Origin of the sequence: Enterobacter sp. SM3, from assembly GCF_009811935.2 — a bacterium.
GTDB classification, from domain to species: domain Bacteria; phylum Pseudomonadota; class Gammaproteobacteria; order Enterobacterales; family Enterobacteriaceae; genus Enterobacter; species Enterobacter asburiae_D.
Map to the genome: position 1 here is coordinate 4,602,674 of NZ_CP099971.1, position 21,304 is coordinate 4,623,977.

The following is a 21,304-nucleotide window of genomic DNA, read 5'->3' on the forward strand; positions in this document are numbered from 1 at the left end:
CGCCTGTCAGGGGCGGGTTTTTTATTTAAATGAAGGCAAACGCATCGCCAAACAGGCGGTCTTCACGCGCGTCACGTTCGTTACAGAACAGGTCACGGGCAATTTTCGCCATCTCAAAACGGCCAGCGATATAGATATCGTGCCCTGCCAGCGTGCCATGATCCTGCAGCACCGCCGTCAGCACCGTCCCACTGCGACCACGCCAACCCTCTTCCGGCTGCTCAACCACCGGCTCAATGCGCAGGTTAGGATGGGTTACGCTCAGCGCTTCCAGCTCAGACAGGTCGTACAGATGTTTCTCTTCGCGGCCACCCCAGTAAATGGTGATGTCGCGGTCCGGGTTACGCGCCAGTGCGGTCAACAGAATAGAGCGCACATAAGAGAAGCCCGTACCGCCAGCGATCAGGATTAGCGGACGGTCTTCGTCATCGCGCAGCCACGCATCACCGTGCGGAATATCCACCACGATTTCACGTTCCTTCAGGATCCGATCCATCACCGCCATCGCATACAGGTTAAGCTCTGACGCACCAATATGAAGCTCAATAAATTCCTGCTCCGCTGGCGTTGAGGCCATAGAGAAAGGACGCTTATCACGCTCATCCATCACAACCATCAGGTACTGACCCGCGCGGAAAGAGAATGGCGCTTCTGGCACTAAACGGACGCGATATACGGTGTCGGTGATGGCATCTACCGAGGTCACTTTACAGCTTAAGGTTGTCATTCGCTCTCTCTGTCGGGAAGTCTATAGGGCTTAACGGTCAGCTCAGGGTTTACCGTTATTCATTATGGCCAGTTCGTCCCAGATCGCGTCAATTCGCGCGGTCACTGCAGGATCTTTTTTGATCGGGCGACCCCATTCACGGTCGGTTTCGCCAGGCCATTTATTTGTGGCATCCAGTCCCATCTTTGAGCCAAGACCGGAAACCGGCGAGGCAAAATCCAGGTAATCTATCGGCGTGTTTTCGACTAACACCGTATCGCGCGCCGGGTCCATTCGCGTGGTAATGGCCCAGATTACGTCATTCCAGTCGCGGGCGTTAACGTCATCATCGCAGACAATAACAAATTTGGTATACATAAACTGGCGCAGGAAAGACCATACGCCCATCATCACGCGTTTAGCATGACCAGGATACTGCTTCTTCATCGTGACCACCGCCATGCGATACGAGCATCCTTCAGGCGGCAGATAAAAATCAACAATTTCCGGGAACTGCTTTTGCAGGATTGGCACAAACACTTCGTTCAGCGCCACGCCCAGCACCGCCGGTTCGTCCGGTGGACGTCCGGTATACGTGGAGTGATAAATCGCATCTTCACGCTGCGTAATGTGCGTCACGGTGAACACCGGGAAGTTGTCCACTTCGTTGTAATAGCCGGTGTGGTCGCCGTAAGGGCCTTCTGGCGCCATTTCACCCTGCTCAAGGTAACCTTCCAGCACGATTTCTGCACTGGCCGGAACTTCGAGATCGTTAGAAATACACTTCACGACTTCGGTTTTCGTTCCGCGCAGCAGGCCTGCAAACGCATATTCAGAAAGGGTATCCGGCACGGGGGTGACGGCTCCCAGAATGGTGGCCGGATCGGCGCCTAAGGCGACAGACACCGGGAAACGTTCCCCCGGATGCGCGGCGCACCACTCCTGGAAATCCAGCGCGCCGCCGCGATGCGACAGCCAGCGCATGATGAGTTTATTCTTGCCAATCAACTGCTGGCGGTAAATACCGAGGTTTTGCCGCTCTTTGTGCGGGCCGCGCGTAACGGTCAGCCCCCAGGTGATCAGCGGAGCGGCATCTTCAGGCCAGCACTGCATGATAGGGATTTTAGTCAGATCAACCGCATCGCCTTCCAGCACTTTCTGCTGGCACGGCGCGCCGCGCAGGCGCTTGGTGGGCATGTTCAGCACCTGCTTAAACTGCGGCAGTTTGTCGAACAGATCGCGGAAGCCTTTCGGTGGCTCCGGCTCTTTCAGAAACGCCAGCAGTTTACCGACTTCACGCAGCGCCGTGACGTCTTCCTGCCCCATCCCCAATGCAACACGACGCGGTGTACCAAACAGGTTGCACAGCACCGGCATTGAGTAACCTTTCGGATTTTCAAACAGTAATGCGGGGCCACCGGCACGCAGGGTGCGGTCAGCAATTTCTGTCATCTCCAGATAAGGATCAACAGGAAGTGTAATACGTTTGAGTTCACCCTGCTTTTCCAGCAGCGTCAGGAAGTCGCGGAGATCGTGGTATTTCATGCAGTTAATCATGGCCTCTCTGTAAGCGCTTCATTATACGGCGTAAGCCTGCTTGATGCTGTAATTTTGTTAAATAAGCGTGAACTTATGCGTTCTGTTCCATTTTCCCCCATTATAATCAACTTAGCGATCCCGCCAGGGTTTTGATATGCTTGCGCCCCGAACTAAGGGAAAGAGTGATTATGCAGGCCTGGTATTTACTGTATTGCAAACGCGGGCAACTTCAGCGCGCGCAGGAACATCTTGAACGTCAGTCTGTAAATTGCCTGACACCCGTGATCACGCTTGAAAAAATGCAGCGCGGGAAGCGCACAACCGTCAGTGAGCCGTTGTTCCCGAACTACCTGTTCGTGGAGTTCGACCCGGAAGTCATCCACACCACCACCATCAGCGCAACGCGTGGCGTCAGCCACTTCGTTCGTTTTGGCGCCCACCCGGCAACGGTTCCGTCGACGGTCATTCATCAGCTGTCGATTTATCAACAGCCTGAAGGGATCACCGACCCCGAAACTCCTTACACCGGCGATAGCGTCGTGATTACCGAAGGCGCTTTCGAAGGCCTGCAGGCGATTTTTGCCGAGCCGGACGGGGAAGCGCGCTCTATGCTGTTGCTCAATCTGCTGAACAAGCAGGTGCTGCAGAGCGTTAAAAACACCGACTTCCGCAAGCTTTAAACGTTTATTCCAAACAAATTACGCACGTTGTCATCCGTCTGCGTCGAAAGCCAGTGCGGATCCTCTCCGCGCCACTTCGCAACGCTCTCAACAATGTGCCCCAGATACGCGGGCTCATTTCGCCGCGATGCCGGTTTGGGCTTCATATCGCGCGGTAACAGATAAGGCGCATCGGTTTCAAGGAGCAGCCGGTCAGCCGGGATCGCCGGCAACAGATCCCGAAGTTCAAGCCCGCGACGTTCATCGCAAACCCAGCCGGTAATGCCCAGATAAAGCCCTCGATTCAGGCAATCCAGCGCTTCGTGCCGTGAACCGGTGAAGCAGTGCAGTACCGCGCCGGGCAGTTTCTCCAGCCACGGATCCAGAAGGGCCAGGAAACGCTCATGCGCGTCGCGGCAGTGCATAAATACGGGCATTCCAAGCTCTGCTGCCAGCGCAAGCTGGGCAGTGAACGCCTTTTCCTGCTCTTCAGGCGTGGAAAAGTTACGGTTGAAATCGAGACCGCATTCGCCGATCGCCACAACGTCTGACGTCTTCGCCAGCCTGTACAGGGTGTCGCCACTCTCCGCGGTCCACTGGCTGCTGTCGTGAGGATGCACGCCAGCAGTAGACCAACAGCGATCGTAGCGTTGTGCCAGCTGCTGCGCCTGCTCGCTCTCATGCAGGTTGGTGCCTGTCAGCAGCAGCCCTTTCACCCCGGCGGCAAACGCGCGCGCAACCACCTCATCACGATCTTTCGCAAACTGCGAGCTGGTCAGATTGAGTCCGATATCAAACATGCAAATCCCCATATAACAACCGCCCTGACGGGCGGCTGGTTTTACTCTTCAGTGGTCTTGTCGGACGTATCGTCTTCGTCATCCGCTCGACGTCCTTTACCCACGTAGAAACGCGAGAAGAATACGCCGACCTCAAACAGACAGTACATCGGTATGGCCAGCAGCGTCTGCGAGAATACATCCGGCGGCGTCAGCAGCATGCCGACAACAAAGGCGCCCACCAGGATATACGGACGCTTCTTACGCAGGTCATCCGGGGTGGTTACCCCTACCCAGCAAAGCAGCACAATGGCCACCGGCACTTCGAATGCCACGCCAAATGCCATAAACAGCGCCATCACAAAGCTGAGGTAGCTGGCGATATCCGTCGACACTTGGACCCCTTCCGGCGCGGTATGCGTCAGAAAGCCGAAGGCCAGCGGGAAGACAACGAAATAGGCAAACGCCATGCCGATATAGAACAGCAGCGAGCTGGACACCAGCAGCGGGATCACCAGCTTGCGTTCATGCTTATACAACGCTGGCGCCACAAACGCCCACACCTGGTAAAGAATGACCGGTGCAGAGGCAATCAACGACACCCAGAAGGTCAGCTTGATGGGAGTAAAGAACGGAGAAGCAACGTCTGTTGCAATCATCGTTGCGCCCAGCGGCATCTGCTTGATCAGCGGCGCAGAGACCACCTGATAGATATCGTTGGCAAAATAGACCAGGCACAGGAATATGAGTAAAACCGCAATAATGCAGTTTAACAGGCGCTTACGCAGCTCAATGAGGTGCGTAATCAGCGGTTGAGTATCATCTACTGCCATGTTTACGCTTTATCACTCGACGAGGGGGAGGGTTCGGAAACGGACGCAGCGGGCTTCACTTCCGCCGTTTTTGCTACCGGCTTTTCCGGCTGCGCCTGTTTTTTCACTTCGGTTTCCTGCGGCGTCTGCTCTGGCGCGGCAGCCTGATGTTCAGCGCTGGCAGGCGTTATGCCCTCGCGCTGCTCCTCGCTGCCCTTCACCACCGGGTTATGGATGGTGTTCGCTTCATCGCTCGCTTTTTCAGGATCGTTAACGCTATAGGAGCGCTTCATCGATTCCGCCGCTTCGCGCAGCTCATCCATGGACGCTTTCAGCTCCGGCGTCAGGTTATCCATGCTCGCCTTCTCGACCTTTTTCAGGCTTTCCTGAAATTCCTGCAGCTTAAGCTCCTGCGCCAGTTCATTCTGAACGGTCGATGCCAGCGATCTCAGCGCACGAACCCAGCCCGCAACGGTTTTCACTGCCACCGGCAGACGCTGCGGCCCCAGCACAATCAGGCCAATCACAAAGACCAGCAGGAGCTCACTAAAACCAATGTCGAACACGACTTACACCTGCTCTTTATCGTGGCGTTTAGCGTCTTCCTTTTTGGCTTCTTCTTGCTTGTCGGCGATGGATTTAGCAGTAAAGTCAGCGTCCTGGCTGGTTTTATCCTGCTTGTTCTCATCATCGCTCATCGCTTTCTTGAAGCCTTTGATAGACGCGCCCAGATCGGAACCAATAGAACCGAGCTTTTTGGTGCCAAACAGCAGCACGACGATGACGGCAATAATGACTAATTGCCAGATACTGATTCCACCCATACATGTTCCTCAGGGATAGATGATTAATGAGTCAGGTCGCATTATACGTATGCGACCCGTCGATAGCGACGCACGCTCAGCGCGTTTTTCGCCAGCCTGCCAGCCAGACTACCACCCCGCCAGCCATCAGCCAGGCGGGCATCATCTGCCAGTCCGGACGGTTGATCAGCAGCAGCGTGCCGCTCAGCAGCAGCGTTGCGCCAATCCCAAAGAGATAGCGTGACTGTCCCTGGCGAACACGGCTGGACTGAAGCTCGCGGGCGATTTTATCCATGCTGTGCTGAAGGTTCTTGCTCTGACGCAAACTGTCATAAACCAGTTCAGGAATTTCAGGCATTTTTTCTATCCAGAACGGACCTTTCTCTTTCAGCGAGCGCACCAGCGCCGGAATGCCAACCTGATCCTTAATCCAGGATTCAAGGAAAGGTTTCGCGGTCTTCCACAAGTCTAACTGAGGATAGAGCTGTCGGCCTACACCCTCAACGTAAAGTAATGTTTTCTGAAGTAAAACTAGCTGTGGCTGAACTTCCATATTAAAGCGGCGAGCCGTATTAAACAGGTTTAACAGTACGTGCCCGAAGGAGATTTCCGCCAGCGGTTTTTCAAAAATCGGTTCACAAACTGTCCGGATCGCGAACTCGAACTCTTCGACGTTGGTATCCGGCGGCACCCAGCCGGAATCAACGTGCAGCTCGGCCACTTTACGGTAGTCGCGGTTGAAGAACGCGATGAAATTTTCTGCCAGATACCGTTTATCTTCTTTGTTCAGCGACCCCACAATCCCGCAGTCGATCCCGATATACTTCGGATCCTCAGGGTGTTCGTAGCTCACGAAGATATTGCCCGGGTGCATGTCCGCATGGAAAAAGCTGTCGCGGAATACCTGGGTAAAGAAGACCTGTACGCCACGTTCGGCCAGGAGCTTCATGTTCGTTCCCTGTTTCTCCAGGGCCACCACATCCGAAACCGGAATACCGTAGATACGCTCCATCACCATCATGTCCTGGCTGCAGTAGTCAGAATAGACTTCAGGTACATAGAGCATCGGGCTGTTTTCAAAGTTGCGACGCAGCTGAATGGCGTTTGCCGATTCGCGCAGCAGATTAAGCTCATCAATCAGCGTTTTTTCATATTCCCGCACCACTTCCATTGGACGAAGGCGACGCCCGTCCGGCAGCAAGCGTGGTACCCAGCGCGCCAGACGATAAATCAGCTTCATGTCCGCTTTGATGATGGGCAGGATGTCCGGTCGAATGACCTTAATAACGACTTCTTTGCCGTTTTCTTTCAAACGCGCGGTGTGCACCTGCGCGATTGAGGCCGACGCCAGTGGCTTAATGTCGAAATCGTCGAACCAGGTCTCGACGGGTACATTCCCCATCGCCTCTTCAATCTGCTTTTTCGCGCGCGCGCCGTCAAACGGTGCGACGCGATCCTGCAGCATCGCGAGCTCATCGGCAATGAGAGGCGGGAAGAGATCGCGGCGGGTCGACAGCATCTGTCCGAATTTAATCCAAACCGGACCGAGCTCCTGCAGCGCCAGGCGCAGACGCTCACCCAGCGGTTGACCTTTATGGCGATTGGGCATCCAGAACAGCATCCGCCGCCAGATACGAAGCGGCAGCGTGATACGCATTTTGGGGATAAGCTCGTCGAGCCCGTAGCTCAAAAAGGTGCGAATAATAAAATAGAGGCGCCGAATTTCACCAGGCGTCATTTGCCCTCCAGTTTTTCCAGCCGTTTGGTTAACGCATCAACCGCACGTTCAACAGCAGCGGTCTCTTCCGCAAACCACGCAACTTCCAGTGGCCCGGGCGCCATTCGCCACTCCTCAGTCAGCACTTCCGCCGCATAGCGTTGCTGGCGCTGAAGGCTTTTACGCGCAAAGGAGGCACCACCATGAAGGACTTTCCCGATGCCTTCGGCGGCGATGTCGCCGATAAAAGGCGCGAGCAGCTCTGCCGGATCGAACTCCGCCAGATCGGTGAGCGCAACGAAGTTCTGCACGACCTGAATGTCGCCTTCCACTTCCAGCTCACCGCTGCGGATAAGCGCCGTTAATTGCTGGCGATCGCGCAGTTTTGGCAGCACGCTCATGTGCGTGATGACCGAGCAGTCGGCTTCACCTTCCCACGCCCCCAGAACGTCAAGCTGACGTTCGCTGAATACCAGCACAAGCGGCGTCGAGAACTCTTTTAAAACAATGCGTAATACCTTCCCGTTTAGCCGCTGACGTGCAGCTTTCAGCGCCGGAGCACGATACAGAAAAGCGTTCAGTACATTCTCGACGCCTGCGGAGACTAAGGGTTTAAAGGGCACGGGACACCTCCACTCAGAATTTGTAACCGCGATGCAGCGCGACGACGCCCGCCGTCAGGTTGAAATATTCAACGTTCTCAAATTCTGCATCCTGCATCATGGCTTTTAATGTGTCCTGATCCGGGTGCATACGGATAGATTCCGCCAGATAGCGGTAGCTTTCAGCGTCATTAGCCACCAGCTCGCCAATACGCGGCAGCACGTGGAAGGAATAGGCGTCGTAGGCTTTGCTCAGCGGCTCAATGATCGGTTTAGAGAACTCGAGCACCAGCAGACGTCCACCCGGCTTCAGCACGCGGTACATGGAGCGCAGCGCTTTTTCTTTATCGGTCACGTTACGCAGACCGAAAGAGATCGTGATGCAGTCAAAGGTATTATCCGGGAATGGCAGCGCTTCGGCGTTTGCCTGCACATATTCCACATTCCCCACCACGCCGATGTTACGCAGCTTTTCGCGCCCCATTTTCAGCATGGAGTCATTAATATCGGCAAGAACAACGCGACCGGTTTCGCCCACCAGACGGGAGAATTTCGCCGTTAAATCGCCCGTGCCGCCGGCTAAATCCAGCACCGTTTGTCCACGACGAACGCCGCTACAGTCAATGGTGAAGCGCTTCCACAAGCGATGAATGCCGAACGACATCAGGTCATTCATCACATCGTACTTCGCCGCCACGGAATGAAATACGTGGGCCACCATGTCAGCTTTCTGCGCTTTGGCGACGGTCTGAAAGCCAAAGTGCGTTGTGTCTTGTGAATCGTCAGCCATCTTAGAGCCTGCTTATCAGTAAAATGTTCGTGAAGTGTAACAGATTGGGCGCGTTTGCCCTACGTTTCAACCACCGCGAAAGAAACGCGCTGGAGCCTCGCCTGGTGATAAATCCACCGCTAACGTGTTGTCTTCACTGTTTGTCTTTTGTTCGTCCGCACCTTCTCGCAGGCGAAACTCGTCGTCCTGGGCGGTGGCCTGTTCGACCAATTCCGGATTAATCTCGCGTTTAACCTCTACCCCCAGGCTGCGGAATGATTCGGCCTGTGCCAGCAGATTGCCGCGTCCGGAGGCGAGTTTTTTCATCGCCTGACGGTAGTTATCCTGCGCACGATCGAGGCTCTGCCCGACTGAGGACATGTCGTCCACGAAAAGGCGCATTTTGTCGTAAAGCTTGCTGGCGCGATCGGCAATCTGCTGCGCGTTGCGGCTCTGGTGCTCATAGCGCCACAGGTTCGCAATGGTGCGTAACGCCACCAGCAGCGTGGTGGGGCTGACCAGCATAATGTTATTTTTGAGCGCTTCGGTGATAAGCTCAGGCTGTCTGTCGAGTGCCAGCAGAAACGCGGGTTCTACCGGGATAAACATCAGGACATAGTCCAGCGAGCGGAGACCCGGCAGCTGCTGGTAGTCCTTTCTGCCGAGCAGGCGAATGTGGTTACGCACGGAGGCAATGTGCTCCTGCAGCGCCGATTCGCGGGTGTAGTCATCTTCGGCGTTGAAGTAGCGCTCATAGGCCACCAGCGTCATTTTGGCGTCAATCACCACATCTTTACCCTGCGGCAGCCGCACAATCACATCCGGCTGCATACGAGAGCGGGCGTCGTTTTCGATACTTACCTGCGTTTCGTATTCATATCCTTCCCGCAGTCCAGAGGCTTCCAGTACGCGGGTCAGCACCACTTCTCCCCAGTTGCCCTGGGTTTTGTTATCCCCTTTCAGCGCGCGGGTCAGGTTGACCGCTTCCTGCGCCATCTGGGCATTCAACTGCTGGAGATTGCGAATCTCATGCGCCAGCGTGTGACGCTCGCGCGCCTCCTGCCCAAAGCTGTCCTGCACCTGACGACGAAAACCGTCAAGCTGTTCGCGCAGGGGCGTCAGCAGGCTGTTCAGGCTCTGGCGGTTCTGTTCATCAACGCGGCGGTTGCTGTGCTCGAAAATACGGTTGGCGAGGTTCTCAAACTGTTCGCTGAGGCGCTGCTCGCTGTTGATCATCTGGCGGATTTTGTCTTCCGCGTGCAGCTGGGTGGATTCAAGGCGGGTGGTCACTTCGCGGAGATCGGCCTCCAGCGAGGTGTTGATATCTCGCAGGTTGCGCAGCTCGTTGTTGAGCAGCTCGCACTCCTCTCGCCAGTGGTCACTCAGCGCAAGCTGCTGCTTTGCCGCACTTAATTGAGCGACTATCTCTTCGCGCTCTGCCAGCTGGTCGGCCTTCTGCTGTGCATGCTGATAGCTGGAAATGAGCCAGCCTATCGCCACGCCCGCCAGCGCAATCACCGCATAAATCAGGACTGAGATATCCACAATGCCCCCTGCATCAACGTATTACCCGCACAAAATAAGATTGTGCTGTATAAACGTCCAGTTTGAAAGGGTTTTCCTGCGAGGCGCTACGCAAAAAATAAAGGCCGAACGTGTCGGCCTTTGATTTCGAAAGGAGAGGACTAGATCAGGCGACGCGCGGCTTCAACCACGATTTTCACCGCATGACTTTCGGTCTGCTTCATGGTTTCGGCGTTCGGGATCTCCTGCTGGGTACGGTTGACGATAACGCCCGCCACCATACCGGCACGCAGACCCTGGCTTGCGCACATGGTCAGCAGCGTTGCGGATTCCATTTCGTAGTTCATCACGCCCATGGACTGCCACTCCTCCATTGAGCCTTTGAAACGGCTTACCACGCGGCCTGAGAAGGTGTCGTAACGCTCCTGGCCCGGGTAGAAGGTGTCGGAAGAGGCGGTGACGCCCACGTGGGTAGTTGCGCCTACGGACTTCGCGGCTTCAACCAGCGCGGTGGTGCATTCGAAATCAGCCACTGCCGGGAATTCCATCGGTGCAAAGTGCAGGCTTGCACCGTCCAGACGGACGGACGCAGTGGTGACCAGCACGTCGCCGACGTTGATGTGCGGCTGGATAGCGCCGGTGGTACCGATACGCAGGAAAGTACGAATGCCCAGCTGTGCCAGCTCTTCAACAGCAATAGAGGTAGACGGACCACCGATACCGGTAGAGCACACGATCACCGCTTTGCCATCCAGCTCTGCGCGCCAGGTGGTGAACTCACGATGGGCAGCTAGCTTGACCGGCTTATCCATCAGCGCGGCGATCTTTTCCACACGCTCAGGATCGCCGGGGACGATAGCGAGCGTAGCCCCTTGTAAATCGTTTTTAGTGAGGCCGAGATGAAAAACATCAGACTTAGACATAGGTGACTCCTCTGTGGGTCGGTTAGTCAGAAGAAGTAAAACGGTACTTTACAGAAGCAGTAAGCATATTTTCGTGACGCACCTCACCATGAATGAAAATGATTACATTGAATTTCCATAAAAAGGTGATTTACATCACATTAACAAGTTATATCGCCAGGTGCTGCACAAAAGATAGACCGTTTAAGGCACTGTGAGTTGTTAACCTGGTGTCTATATTTACCTTTGCGCTAACTCATTGGTACGGAGAATGCCATGACTGAAAAAACCGGTTTTGCACCTGCTGCGGCCCCACATGCTTCAACCATCGTGTCGACGCCAGAAGCGGCAATTACCGCGGGTGAGACCTCCATTCCCTCGCAGGGGGAGAATATGCCTGCTTATCACGCACGGCCAAAATCGGCAGACGGCCCGCTGCCCATCGTGATTGTGATTCAGGAGATATTTGGTGTTCACGAACACATTCGCGACCTCTGCCGCCGGCTGGCGCTGGAAGGGTATCTGGCCGTTGCCCCAGAGCTCTACTTCCGTCAGGGCGATCCGAACGACTACAGCGATATTCCAACATTGCTCAGCAACCTGGTCAGCAAAGTCCCGGACGCGCAGGTGCTGGCCGATCTCGACCACGTCGCCAGCTGGGCGGCACGCAACGGCGGCGATCCGCATCGTCTGCTGGTCACCGGTTTCTGCTGGGGCGGGCGCATTAGCTGGCTGTATGCCGCGCATAACCCGCAGCTCAAAGCCGCTGTCGCCTGGTACGGCAAACTGGTGGGTGAAAAAACGCTGAATTCACCGAAACATCCCGTCGATATCGCCACCGAGTTAAATGCCCCCGTGTTAGGGCTTTACGGCGGACAGGACACCGGTATTTCGCTTGATTCGGTAGAGACCATGCGCCATGCGCTCCGTGCGGCAAATGCGAAGGCGGAGATTGTGGTCTACCCGGATGCCGGGCATGCGTTTAATGCCGATTATCGTCCGAGCTATCACGCAGAATCAGCCCAAGATGGCTGGCAGCGGATGCTGGCGTGGTTTAGCCAGTACGGCGGGAAGAAAGCGTAATAACAAAAAAGCCCGGTGGCGGCTACGCCTTACCGGGCCTACAGACAGACCGGGTAAGCGATAGCGCCACCCTGCAATCCAGCATTACTACGCCTGACGCAAATTCTGCGCCGCCTTCACCATGTTGGCGAGCGCCGCGCGCGTCTCCGGCCAGCCGCGGGTTTTCAGTCCGCAGTCCGGGTTCACCCACAGGCGCTCTGCCGGAATGCGCTGGGCCGCTTTTTTCAGCAGGGCTTCTATCCACTCCACGCTCGGAACGTTCGGGGAGTGAATGTCGTACACGCCCGGCCCGATTTCATTCGGGTAGTCGAACTCTTCAAACGACTCCAGCAGCTCCATGTCCGAACGCGAGGTCTCGATGGTGATCACGTCGGCGTCCAGCGCGGCAATCGAATCCATGATGTCGTTAAATTCGCAGTAGCACATGTGGGTGTGGATCTGCGTGTCGTCCTTCGCCACCGCGGCGTTAATGCGGAACGCTTCCACGCCCCACTGCAGGTAGGCATCCCAGTCGCTGCGGCGCAGCGGCAGACCTTCACGCAGCGCAGGCTCGTCAATCTGAATGATGCCAATACCTGCCGCTTCCAGATCCGCCACTTCATCACGCAGCGCCAGGGCTATCTGTTTGGCGATGGTTTCACGGGTCACGTCTTCACGCGGGAACGACCAGCAGAGAATGGTCACCGGACCGGTCAGCATCCCTTTTACCGGCTTGTCGGTCAGGGACTGGGCATACTTCGCCCACTCCACGGTGATCGCTTCCGGGCGGCTGACGTCACCAATGACCACCGGCGGCTTCACGCAGCGGGAGCCATAGCTCTGCACCCAGCCGTTCTGGGTAAAGACAAAGCCGTCCAGGTGCTCACCGAAGTATTCCACCATGTCGTTACGCTCGGCCTCGCCGTGCACCAGCACGTCCAGCCCCAGGCGTTCCTGCTCGATAATCGCCTGCTTGATGTGTTCCGCGATGCCGGTGCGGTAGTGATTCGCATCCAGATTGCCCTTTTTGAAGTCCAGACGCAGACCGCGGATCTCCGTGGTTTGCGGGAAAGAGCCGATAGTCGTGGTCGGCCAGGCGGGCAGGTTGAAACGGGCACGCTGCGCTTCGGCACGCACCTCATACGGGCTCTGGCGCTGGCTGTCCTGGACGGTGATGGCCGCCAGACGTTTTTCCACCGCCGGGTTGTGCACGCGCGCAGAGTGCCGACGTGCCTGGATCGGGGCGCTCCATTCGGTAATCGCCGCCGTGTCGCCGCTGTTGAGCGCGTCGCGCAGCAGCGTCAGCTCGTCACATTTTTGCAGGGCAAAGGCAAACCAGCTTTTTACTTCGGCATCCAGGCGGGTCTCCACGCTCAGATCGATCGGGCTGTGCAGCAGGGAACAGGAAGAGGCCACCCAAAGCTCACGTTTGCCGACGATGTCTTTGATTTGTGCATATTTCTCGGTGAGATCGGCACGCCAGACGTTGCGACCGTTAACCAGCCCGGCGGAAAGCAGCCAGTCCGCTGGCAGGCGCTTGTGCAGCTCCGCCACATCATCTTTACCGTGAACGAGGTCAACGTGCAGGCCCTGTACCGGCAGCGCGGTAATGGTCTTCAGGTTCGGCGTCACGCCTTCGAAATAGGTGGTGAGCAGCAGCTTCACCTGCCCGGTGAGCGCGTCATACGCCGGTTTGAAGGCATCGAGCCACGCCTCCGGCAACTCAAGCACCAGCGCCGGTTCGTCGATTTGTACCCATTGAATGCCGCGCTTGCCCAGCTCAATCAGCACCTGTTTGTAGACCGGCAGGATATCCTTCAGCAGGCTGAGTCGGTCAAACGGCTCACCTTTCACTTTGCCCAGCCACAGGTAGGTGACCGGCCCCAGCAATACGGGCTTCACCTGATGACCCAGCGCCAGCGCTTCGTCCACCTCGTCCAGAAGCTGCGTCCAGGTCAGCCTGAACTGCTGGCCTTTCACGAACTCCGGCACCATATAGTGATAATTGGTGTTAAACCACTTGGTCATTTCCGCCGCTGCCGCTGGCTCACCCGTTGGCGCGCGGCCGCGGCCGATGCGGAACAGAGTATCGATATCTACCGATCCATCTTTGTTCTGATGACGAGCCGGCACGTTGCCAAGCAGCAGGCTGGTCGTCAGAACATGGTCGTACCAGGCGAAATCGCCCACCGGCAGCAGGTCAATACCCGCCTGTTTTTGCTGCTCCCAGTGGCGGGCGCGCAGCTCGCGCCCCACCGCCAGCAGCTCTTCACGGGTGGCGTTCCCCGCCCAGTAGCTTTCTTGCGCTTTTTTCAGCTCGCGACGCAGGCCAACGCGAGGGAAACCGAGAGTGTGATTGCGGATTGTCATGGTATGCCCCTTGTGAAATTCGTTATTTAGACGTCCAGATGTTTACACATCTATAATTGGCAGGTACTGTATATTCCTCAAGCGCAATATGTTCATGGCGAAGTGAAGGACTTTCATGATCGAGATAAAACACCTGAAAACGCTACAAGCGTTGCGGAACTGCGGCTCGCTCGCGGCGGCTGCGGCCACGCTGCACCAGACCCAGTCCGCCCTTTCTCACCAGTTCAGCGATCTGGAACAACGCCTCGGCTTCCGTCTTTTTGTGCGTAAGAGCCAGCCCCTGCGCTTTACGCCTCAGGGTGAAATTCTTCTTCAACTGGCGAATCAGGTACTGCCGCAAATCGCCAGCGCGCTGCAGGCGTGTAACGAACCGCAGCAGACCAAGCTGCGTATCGCCATTGAGTGCCACAGCTGTATTCAGTGGCTGACCCCCGCGCTTGAGAACTTCCGCCAGAAGTGGCCGCAGGTGGAGATGGACTTCAAATCCGGCGTGACCTTTGACCCGCAGCCGTCGCTGCAGCAGGGCGAGCTGGACCTGGTGATGACTTCTGACATCCTGCCGCGAAGCGGCCTGCACTATTCGCCGATGTTTGATTATGAAGTGCGCCTGGTGCTGGCGCCGGACCATCCGCTGGCGACCAAAACGCGCATCACGCCGGAAGACCTGGCGACAGAAACGCTGCTGATTTATCCGGTCCAGCGCAGTCGTCTGGATATCTGGCGCCACTTCCTGCAGCCTGCAGGCATTAGCCCGCAGTTGAAAAGCGTGGATAACACGCTGCTGCTGATTCAGATGGTGGCGGCCAGAATGGGTATCGCGGCGCTGCCGCACTGGGTGGTGGAGAGTTTTGAACGCCAGGGTCTGGTACAGACCAAAACCCTGGGTGAAGGACTGTGGAGCCGACTGTACGCCGCCGTGCGCGATGGCGAGCAGCGTCAGCCGATTACGGAGGCGTTTATTCGCTCAGCGCGGAACCACGCGTGCGACCATCTTCCGTTTGTGCGGAGCGCGGAGCGACCCATCGGCGATGGACCCACAGCGAAGCCAGGATCACCGCTCCCCCAATAATGAAGCTCGGCCAGTGCGGCTGTTGCTGCCAGATGGCGAGGTTGACCAGCAGCCCTGCCGGGACATGCACGTTGTTCATGATCCCCAGCGTACCGGCGTCTACCTGCGTAGCGCCGTAGTTCCACATGAAGTACCCCAGCCCTGACGCCACCACGCCCAGCCAAACCAGAACGCCCCACTGCACGGTGGTGGTCGGCAGTTTTTGCGGGTTACCGAGCATAAACCACGCTGCCACCGCGACAATTGCGGCGCCCATATAAAACCAGGCGAACGCGTTATGCTGCGGCATCGGACGGGTTTCCATCAGGCGCTTATAGCCCACCATGCCGATGGCAAAACTGATGTTGGCGAGCTGGACGAACATCAGCCCGGTCCAGAAGTGATCGCTGACTTTGTCATAGCGAATAATCGCCGCGCCGATCACCGCCAGCGCCGCGCTCAGCAGGTATCCCCATCGCAGGCGGCGTCTGCTGAGCAGGTCGTAAATCAGCGTGATATAGAGCGGCGTCAGCACGGTAAAGAGCAGGAACTCGGAGACAGACAGGTAGACGTAGGCCCGGAAGCTAAACAGATACATGATGCCGAGCTGCATCGCCCCCACCAGCATGTACAGCACAATCGTTTTCAGCGATTGCCCGCGCGTGCGCAGAAACGGCAGGAACACCAGCGCCGCCAGCCCCACGCGCATCAGCACCGAGAAGTAGCTGTCGACCGAACCGGCAAGGTATTCGCCAATCAGGCTAAAGGAGAAGGCCCACAGGATAGTGGTGATAATGAGTAGCGCCACAATGCTTGTCTCTCAAAAAGAAGGAGAGGCATTGTAGCGAACTCTTTAGTTGACATCTGAGCAATAAACAACCAAATGAAGATTATTCAAGGAACAGTTTGCGCAGATACTTCGGCACCGCGTTGTCTGCGTTGGTGCCGATCACTTCCAGCTCCGGGTGCAGATCTTTCAGACGCTGGTGCGCATTCTCCATAATGCAGCCCTTGCCTGCCATCGAAAGCATTTCGGCATCGTTCATGCCGTCACCAAAGGCGATACAGTCCTTCAGCTCGAAGCCCAGACGTTTCGCGACGGCTTCCAGCGCGTGACCTTTGGAGACGCCCCCCGCCATCACTTCCAGGCAGGTCAGGGTTGAGAAGCTCACGTTGACGCGATCGCCCCAGCGGGCGTTGATCGCCTGCTCCAGCGGCAGCAATTCCTCATGGTTTACACAGGTGAAGAACACCTTACTGATCCCTTCCTGCTCCAGCAGACCCGGCTCGTACAGTGAGTACTGGAATACGGCTTCTTTGAAGAAACGCATCTCTTCCGGGCGGTGACGGTTCATAAACCAGTCGTCGTCGCGATAAACGTTGGTGACGATATCCGGATTATTGTGCACCACGCCGAACAGATCGGCGGCAATATCGCGATCCAGGTTGTGGGTAAAGATCAGGTTGCCGTCGGTATCGTGCACGCGGGCACCGTTGGAGGTGATCATGTACGATTTGATTTCCAGATTATCGCGGATCTGCCCCACGTCCACGTGGTGGCGACCGGTGGCAAACACGAAGTTCACGCCACGGGCGGTCAGGAGTTTTAAGGTCTCTTTCGCGTAAGGCGAGAGGGTGTGGTCGGGGGAAAGCAGCGTGCCATCTAAATCAGATGCAACAACCTGGTACATAGGGATTTCAACCTCTGGTGGAAAACAAAAATCAATTATGCCTGTTGAAAAATTCAACAATGGCGTTGAGCGCGACTGAGCGCATAGCGTCCTTTTCAAAAAGGATCTCATGGTACGCGCCGTTAATGACCAGCGGTTTTCCCCCTTCACAAGGGTGACCGGCGGCAGCGCGCAGTTCGCAATAACGGTCATGCATGCGGTTATCCACCACACGCTCTTCTTCAGCCTGAATCAGGAGCGTTGGCGTGTCGTCATTGCCGACGCCAGCCAGCACCTGCTCACCGGCAAGAATACCTTCCCGCACCCAGTGATAGGTCGGGCCACCCACGCGCAGGCGCGGTTCATCGGCATAAAAACGCAGGTTACGACGATAGCGCTGTCGGCTGTGGGTCAGCACGTTCATCGCAAACGGCAGTGCACGCCAGCGCCCCGTCCCGATGGCATAGCCTTCTCGAATGCGCTGATGGCCCTCAGCCCAGTCAAGAATATGACGCACCATCCAGTCAGGAAAACGCATGACGATGCCATACATCGGCGCGGTGAGCGCAATGGCGTCGCACTGGTGCGCGTGGCGCTGTAAAAACAGCGTTGAAATCGCGCCGCCCATTGAGTGCGCCAGAATATAGCGCTTCCGCCAGGGGCCAGGCTCGACCTCCTGCTGCCAGAACGCGGCGAGATCGTCGACGTAATCGCTGAAGTTATCCACGTGGCCGCGATGCGTATCCGATAGCAGGCGACCAGAAAGCCCCTGCCCGCGGTGATCGATAATCAACACATCGAAGCCCAGATGGAACAGGTCATAGGCCAGTTCGGCGTATTTGATATAGCTCTCAATACGCCCGGGGCAGACCACAATGACCCGGTCATTTTTCTTATCGTGAAAACGCACAAAGCGTACCGGAATTTCACCGACGCCCGTAAACTCATCTTCCTCACGCTGGCGCCAGAAATCGGTCAGCGGCCCCATGGAGAAAGCAGCAAATGCGTTTTCTCGTGTTTCCCAGTCCTTTTTCTGCTGAAACATCGGGTTTCTACTCACCTAAGCCAAGGAATATCGTTTTTTCGTAACCGGTCACAAAATGACTCAACAATAGCGTATTGTGGCATAAAAACAGACGATTCGGGAGTTTCAAATGACCTTCGAGTGGTGGTTCGCTTACCTGCTGACATCCATCATCCTTAGTCTTTCACCGGGCTCGGGCGCCATTAACACCATGACCACCTCCATCAACCATGGCTATCGCGGTGCGGCGGCGTCGATTGCCGGTTTGCAGACCGGGCTGGGCATTCATATTGTGCTGGTCGGGATTGGTCTGGGGACCCTGTTCTCCCGCTCCGTGCTGGCCTTTGAGGTGCTGAAATGGGCCGGGGCAGCGTATCTGATTTGGCTCGGTATCCAGCAGTGGCGCGCGGCAGGCTCCATCAACCTGAATACGCTCGCTCAGACGCAAAACCGCGGCCATCTGTTTAAGCGCGCGGTGTTCGTCAACCTGACCAACCCGAAGAGCATCGTTTTCCTCGCCGCGCTGTTCCCGCAGTTTATCGTGCCGCACCAGCCCCAGGTGATGCAGTACGTGGTGCTGGGTGCGACCACCATTATCGTCGATATCATCGTGATGATTGGTTACGCGACGCTGGCGCAGCGAATTGCGGCGTGGATTAAAGGGCCTAAGCAGATGAAGGCCCTGAATAAAGTCTTTGGCTCGCTGTTTATGCTGGTTGGCGCGCTGCTTGCGTCAGCACGTCACGCTTAGCGAGAAATGATGAGATGAATGCCAAAGCCGGCGAACAGCGCGCCGGCGAAGCCGTCAATCCACTTCGCGATACGCTGGTAGCCGCGGCGCATCGCCGGTAAGGCAAACAGGCTGGCCACGATGGTAAACCAGGCAAAGGTTTCAACAACGATCAGCAGGAAGATGCCCCAGCGTGCGCCCGCACCGACGCTATCGCCGACAAACAGCGAGAACACGGAGCCGAAATAGATAATCGCTTTTGGGTTTGCCAGATTGGTCAGCAGCCCTTTTACAAAGCTGCGGCCGCCCGTTGCCAGCTCCACCTTTGGCTCTTCCGGCTTTTTCTCTTCTTTCTTCAGCGCCCCGCGCAGCATCTGGTAGCCCATCCAGCACAGGTACAGCCCGCCGCCGACCATGATGATGTTATGCAGCCAGGCCATCTTCGCCAAGATAAGGTTCAGACCGAGCAGCGCAACGGCCGCCCAGACCATAACGCCCATGGTGATACCGAGCACGCCCATCATCGCCTCTTTGCGGGAGCGGCTAACGGCCGTTTGTGATACGAAGAAAAAGTCTGGGCCGGGGCTCATCAGCGCAACGATGTGCACTAACGCCACGGTGAGAAATAGCATCAACATAATTAACTCGCGGGGAAATAATTCAGTGAGTCATCATCCTGGCACTTTTTCGCCCGGCTGACTACTCCTCATCATCACCATCGGCGTGAGAGCGGATGAGCGCCATAAACTCTTTACCGAAGCGCTCCAGCTTGCGCGTCCCCACGCCGTTGACGCTGAGCATCTCGCTGGCGCTGAGCGGCATCTGCTCGGCCATCTCAATCAGCGTCGCGTCGTTGAACACCACGTAAGGAGGAATGTTTTCTTCGTCGGCGATGGCTTTACGCAGCTTGCGCAGTTTGGCGAACAGCTTGCGGTCGTAGTTGCCGCCGTAGGATTTCTGCATCACGCGCGGCTTCAGGGCGATGACGCGCGGCACGGCGAGCTTGAGCTCAACGTCACCACGCAGTACCGGACGCGCCGCTTCGGTCAGCTGCAGGGCGGAGTGCTGGGCAATGTTCTGCGTGGCGAAGCCGAGGTGGATCAGCTGGCGAATGATGCTCACCCAGTGCTCGTGGCTCTGCTCCTTGCCAATACCGTAGACCGGCAGCTTGTCATGCCCCATATCGCGGATACGCTGGTTATTCGCGCCGCGCAGCACTTCCACCACGTAGCCCATCCCGAAGCGCTGGTTCACACGGTAAATGGTCGAGAGCGCCTTACGCGCGTCCATCAGGCCATCGTACTGTTTCGGCGGATCCAGGCAGATATCGCAGTTGCCGCACGGCTCCTGGCGCCCTTCCCCAAAGTAGTTGAGCAGCACCAGACGGCGGCAGGTTTGCGCTTCGGCAAACGCACCCATCGCGTTGAGCTTGTGGCGCTCAATATCCTGCAGCTGTCCCTGCGGTTTCTCTTCCAGACAGCGGCGCAGCCACGCCATATCGGCCGGATCGTAAAACAGCATCGCTTCCGCAGGCAGCCCGTCACGCCCGGCGCGGCCGGTTTCCTGGTAGTAGGATTCGATATTGCGCGGAATGTCGAAGTGCACCACAAAGCGCACGTTGGGCTTGTTAATGCCCATTCCGAACGCCACCGTCGCGACGACGATTTGCAGGTCGTCGCGCTGGAATTTTTCCTGCACGTCGGCACGGATGTGGTTCTCTAACCCGGCATGATACGCGGCGGCGCTAAAGCCGCGGTTTTGCAGACGCGCGGCGGTGTCTTCCACCTTCGCACGGCTGTTGCAGTAAATGATACCGGACTTGCCGCGCTGCTCCTGGACGTAGCGCAGGAGCTGATCCAGCGGCTTGAATTTTTCCATCAGCATATAGCGGATGTTAGGGCGGTCGAAGCTGCTGACCTGAATATAGGGGTCGTTCAGCCCGAGCAGACGAACGATATCCAGCCGCGTGGTGTCATCCGCCGTGGCGGTAAGCGCCATAAACGGCAGCTCGGGGAAGCGCTGACGCAGCTGGCCGAGGGCAGCGTATTCCGGGCGGAAGTCGTGTCCCCACTGGGAAATACAGTGCGCTTCATCTACCGCCAGCAGCACCGGGTTCCAGTGCGCAAGATGGTCGAGGAAGTTATCCAGCATCAGGCGTTCCGGGGCGATATACAGCAGGCGGATCTGCCCGGTGCGGCACCCGGCCATCACCTCTTGCTGCTGCTCACGGGTTTGCGTGGAGTTAAGACAGGCTGCCGCCACGCCGTTGGCGAGCAGCTGGTCAACCTGATCTTTCATCAGAGAAATGAGAGGGGATACCACGACCGTCAGGCCGTTAAGCACCAGCGCGGGCACCTGATAACAGAGGGACTTACCGCCGCCAGTCGGCATCACCACCAAGCAATCACGACCTTCCAGCACCGTTTCAATGATGGTTTCCTGGCCGGGGCGGAACTGCTGGTAGCCAAAGGTTTCATGCAAAACCTGTTTAGCCAGCGACTCCTGATTCAATACTTCCGCCTGCGCCACGTTAACCCCATATGCCTGAAATGAAACAGGCGCTATTTTCAGCGCCTGAGAGAGAAACT

General features: G+C 56.8%; 21 protein-coding genes. 4 read left to right on the top strand and 17 right to left on the bottom strand.

The genetic code is table 11. From position 1 onward, the window contains the following. Positions 1 to 25: 25 nt before the first annotated feature. The gene (fre, locus tag GVO84_RS21630) at positions 26 to 727 is read right to left on the bottom strand and encodes an NAD(P)H-flavin reductase (protein ID WP_008501516.1); all 702 of its coding nucleotides are present in this window, start codon (positions 725 to 727) and stop codon (positions 26 to 28) included. 42 nt (positions 728 to 769) lie between these two features. Next, positions 770 to 2,260: a 4-hydroxy-3-polyprenylbenzoate decarboxylase gene (gene ubiD / locus GVO84_RS21635; protein ID WP_162269347.1), complete on the bottom strand. Its 1,491-nt coding sequence runs from the start codon at positions 2,258 to 2,260 to the stop codon at positions 770 to 772. Between the two features lie 173 nt (positions 2,261 to 2,433). Between ubiD and rfaH the strand changes: the two genes are divergently transcribed. Further along, on the top strand, positions 2,434 to 2,925 hold the full coding sequence (rfaH, locus tag GVO84_RS21640) for a transcription/translation regulatory transformer protein RfaH (protein WP_023309605.1): 492 nt from the start codon (positions 2,434 to 2,436) through the stop codon (positions 2,923 to 2,925). On the opposite strand, the gene tatD is transcribed toward rfaH, so the two are convergent. The 9 genes from tatD to udp form a co-directional block, all read right to left on the bottom strand. Beyond that, positions 2,922 to 3,704, bottom strand: a complete 783-nt coding sequence (tatD, locus tag GVO84_RS21645; RefSeq protein ID WP_159515104.1) for a 3'-5' ssDNA/RNA exonuclease TatD — start codon at positions 3,702 to 3,704, stop codon at positions 2,922 to 2,924. The two genes, rfaH and tatD, sit on opposite strands and share 4 nt — an antisense overlap. A 41-nt stretch (positions 3,705 to 3,745) precedes the next feature. Next, complete coding sequence (gene tatC / locus GVO84_RS21650) at positions 3,746 to 4,516, bottom strand: Sec-independent protein translocase subunit TatC (RefSeq protein ID WP_023309607.1); 771 nt, start codon at positions 4,514 to 4,516, stop codon at positions 3,746 to 3,748. A 2-nt stretch (positions 4,517 to 4,518) separates the two neighbouring features. Then, positions 4,519 to 5,061 (bottom strand): Sec-independent protein translocase protein TatB, encoded by a 543-nt coding sequence (tatB, locus tag GVO84_RS21655; RefSeq protein ID WP_159515105.1) that lies wholly within the window; start codon positions 5,059 to 5,061, stop codon positions 4,519 to 4,521. Positions 5,062 to 5,064: 3 nt separating this feature from the next. Then, positions 5,065 to 5,319 (bottom strand): Sec-independent protein translocase subunit TatA, encoded by a 255-nt coding sequence (tatA, locus tag GVO84_RS21660; protein WP_047647020.1) that lies wholly within the window; start codon positions 5,317 to 5,319, stop codon positions 5,065 to 5,067. A gap of 76 nt (positions 5,320 to 5,395) precedes the next feature. Then, entirely contained in the window at positions 5,396 to 7,036 is a 1,641-nt protein-coding gene (gene ubiB, locus GVO84_RS21665) for a ubiquinone biosynthesis regulatory protein kinase UbiB (RefSeq protein ID WP_121930886.1), read from the bottom strand. Beyond that, a complete protein-coding gene (ubiJ, locus tag GVO84_RS21670; protein WP_032641453.1) occupies positions 7,033 to 7,638 on the bottom strand; it encodes a ubiquinone biosynthesis protein UbiJ in 606 nt (201 codons plus the stop codon). The genes ubiB and ubiJ overlap by 4 nt, the downstream gene beginning before the upstream one ends. A gap of 13 nt (positions 7,639 to 7,651) precedes the next feature. After that, positions 7,652 to 8,407 (bottom strand): bifunctional demethylmenaquinone methyltransferase/2-methoxy-6-polyprenyl-1,4-benzoquinol methylase UbiE, encoded by a 756-nt coding sequence (gene ubiE / locus GVO84_RS21675; protein ID WP_023309612.1) that lies wholly within the window; start codon positions 8,405 to 8,407, stop codon positions 7,652 to 7,654. 66 nt (positions 8,408 to 8,473) lie between these two features. Further along, positions 8,474 to 9,931 (bottom strand): DNA recombination protein RmuC, encoded by a 1,458-nt coding sequence (gene rmuC, locus GVO84_RS21680; RefSeq protein ID WP_159515106.1) that lies wholly within the window; start codon positions 9,929 to 9,931, stop codon positions 8,474 to 8,476. Between the two features lie 140 nt (positions 9,932 to 10,071). After that, complete coding sequence (gene udp, locus GVO84_RS21685) at positions 10,072 to 10,833, bottom strand: uridine phosphorylase (protein ID WP_003860792.1); 762 nt, start codon at positions 10,831 to 10,833, stop codon at positions 10,072 to 10,074. A gap of 255 nt (positions 10,834 to 11,088) precedes the next feature. On the opposite strand from udp, the gene GVO84_RS21690 reads away from it, so the two are divergent. Further along, positions 11,089 to 11,895, top strand: coding sequence for a dienelactone hydrolase family protein (locus GVO84_RS21690; RefSeq protein ID WP_121423315.1), 807 nt, complete (start codon positions 11,089 to 11,091; stop codon positions 11,893 to 11,895). Positions 11,896 to 11,982: 87 nt separating this feature from the next. Here GVO84_RS21690 and metE read toward each other — a convergent pair whose 3' ends face one another. Continuing rightward, a complete protein-coding gene (gene metE, locus GVO84_RS21695) occupies positions 11,983 to 14,244 on the bottom strand; it encodes a 5-methyltetrahydropteroyltriglutamate--homocysteine S-methyltransferase (protein WP_159515107.1) in 2,262 nt (753 codons plus the stop codon). Between the two features lie 115 nt (positions 14,245 to 14,359). On the opposite strand from metE, the gene metR reads away from it, so the two are divergent. Then, complete coding sequence (gene metR / locus GVO84_RS21700) at positions 14,360 to 15,313, top strand: HTH-type transcriptional regulator MetR (RefSeq protein ID WP_023333797.1); 954 nt, start codon at positions 14,360 to 14,362, stop codon at positions 15,311 to 15,313. Here metR and GVO84_RS21705 read toward each other — a convergent pair. From GVO84_RS21705 to pldB, 3 genes are all read right to left on the bottom strand, one after another. Next, positions 15,201 to 16,100 carry a carboxylate/amino acid/amine transporter gene (locus GVO84_RS21705; protein WP_047652229.1) on the bottom strand — a complete coding sequence of 300 codons (900 nt, stop codon included), beginning with the start codon at positions 16,098 to 16,100 and terminating at the stop codon, positions 15,201 to 15,203. The two genes, metR and GVO84_RS21705, sit on opposite strands and share 113 nt — an antisense overlap. Before the next feature lie 82 nt (positions 16,101 to 16,182). Continuing rightward, positions 16,183 to 16,983 (bottom strand): sugar/pyridoxal phosphate phosphatase YigL, encoded by an 801-nt coding sequence (gene yigL / locus GVO84_RS21710; RefSeq protein WP_159515108.1) that lies wholly within the window; start codon positions 16,981 to 16,983, stop codon positions 16,183 to 16,185. Positions 16,984 to 17,014: 31 nt separating this feature from the next. Then, positions 17,015 to 18,007, bottom strand: a complete 993-nt coding sequence (pldB, locus tag GVO84_RS21715; protein ID WP_121423319.1) for a lysophospholipase L2 — start codon at positions 18,005 to 18,007, stop codon at positions 17,015 to 17,017. Positions 18,008 to 18,116: 109 nt separating this feature from the next. Between pldB and rhtB the strand changes: the two genes are divergently transcribed. After that, entirely contained in the window at positions 18,117 to 18,737 is a 621-nt protein-coding gene (gene rhtB / locus GVO84_RS21720; protein ID WP_008501533.1) for a homoserine/homoserine lactone efflux protein, read from the top strand. Here rhtB and rhtC read toward each other — a convergent pair. Then, positions 18,734 to 19,354, bottom strand: a complete 621-nt coding sequence (rhtC, locus tag GVO84_RS21725; protein ID WP_010426287.1) for a threonine export protein RhtC — start codon at positions 19,352 to 19,354, stop codon at positions 18,734 to 18,736. The genes rhtB and rhtC overlap by 4 nt on opposite strands. Before the next feature lie 61 nt (positions 19,355 to 19,415). After that, positions 19,416 to 21,245, bottom strand: coding sequence for an ATP-dependent DNA helicase RecQ (recQ, locus tag GVO84_RS21730; RefSeq protein WP_029741834.1), 1,830 nt, complete (start codon positions 21,243 to 21,245; stop codon positions 19,416 to 19,418). Positions 21,246 to 21,304 lie beyond the last annotated feature (59 nt).

Coding starts and splice junctions, on each gene's coding strand:
- udp (WP_003860792.1), bottom strand. CDS start 10,833: ATGTCTAAGTCTGATGTTTTTCATCTCGGCCTCACTAAAAACGATTTA.
- yigL (WP_159515108.1), bottom strand. CDS start 16,983: ATGTACCAGGTTGTTGCATCTGATTTAGATGGCACGCTGCTTTCCCCC.
- rhtC (WP_010426287.1), bottom strand. CDS start 19,354: ATGTTGATGCTATTTCTCACCGTGGCGTTAGTGCACATCGTTGCGCTG.
- ubiE (WP_023309612.1), bottom strand. CDS start 8,407: ATGGCTGACGATTCACAAGACACAACGCACTTTGGCTTTCAGACCGTC.
- rhtB (WP_008501533.1), top strand. CDS start 18,117: ATGACCTTCGAGTGGTGGTTCGCTTACCTGCTGACATCCATCATCCTT.
- fre (WP_008501516.1), bottom strand. CDS start 727: ATGACAACCTTAAGCTGTAAAGTGACCTCGGTAGATGCCATCACCGAC.
- tatA (WP_047647020.1), bottom strand. CDS start 5,319: ATGGGTGGAATCAGTATCTGGCAATTAGTCATTATTGCCGTCATCGTC.
- metR (WP_023333797.1), top strand. CDS start 14,360: ATGATCGAGATAAAACACCTGAAAACGCTACAAGCGTTGCGGAACTGC.
- GVO84_RS21690 (WP_121423315.1), top strand. CDS start 11,089: ATGACTGAAAAAACCGGTTTTGCACCTGCTGCGGCCCCACATGCTTCA.
- metE (WP_159515107.1), bottom strand. CDS start 14,244: ATGACAATCCGCAATCACACTCTCGGTTTCCCTCGCGTTGGCCTGCGT.
- pldB (WP_121423319.1), bottom strand. CDS start 18,007: ATGTTTCAGCAGAAAAAGGACTGGGAAACACGAGAAAACGCATTTGCT.
- tatC (WP_023309607.1), bottom strand. CDS start 4,516: ATGGCAGTAGATGATACTCAACCGCTGATTACGCACCTCATTGAGCTG.
- tatD (WP_159515104.1), bottom strand. CDS start 3,704: ATGTTTGATATCGGACTCAATCTGACCAGCTCGCAGTTTGCGAAAGAT.
- rfaH (WP_023309605.1), top strand. CDS start 2,434: ATGCAGGCCTGGTATTTACTGTATTGCAAACGCGGGCAACTTCAGCGC.
- ubiB (WP_121930886.1), bottom strand. CDS start 7,036: ATGACGCCTGGTGAAATTCGGCGCCTCTATTTTATTATTCGCACCTTT.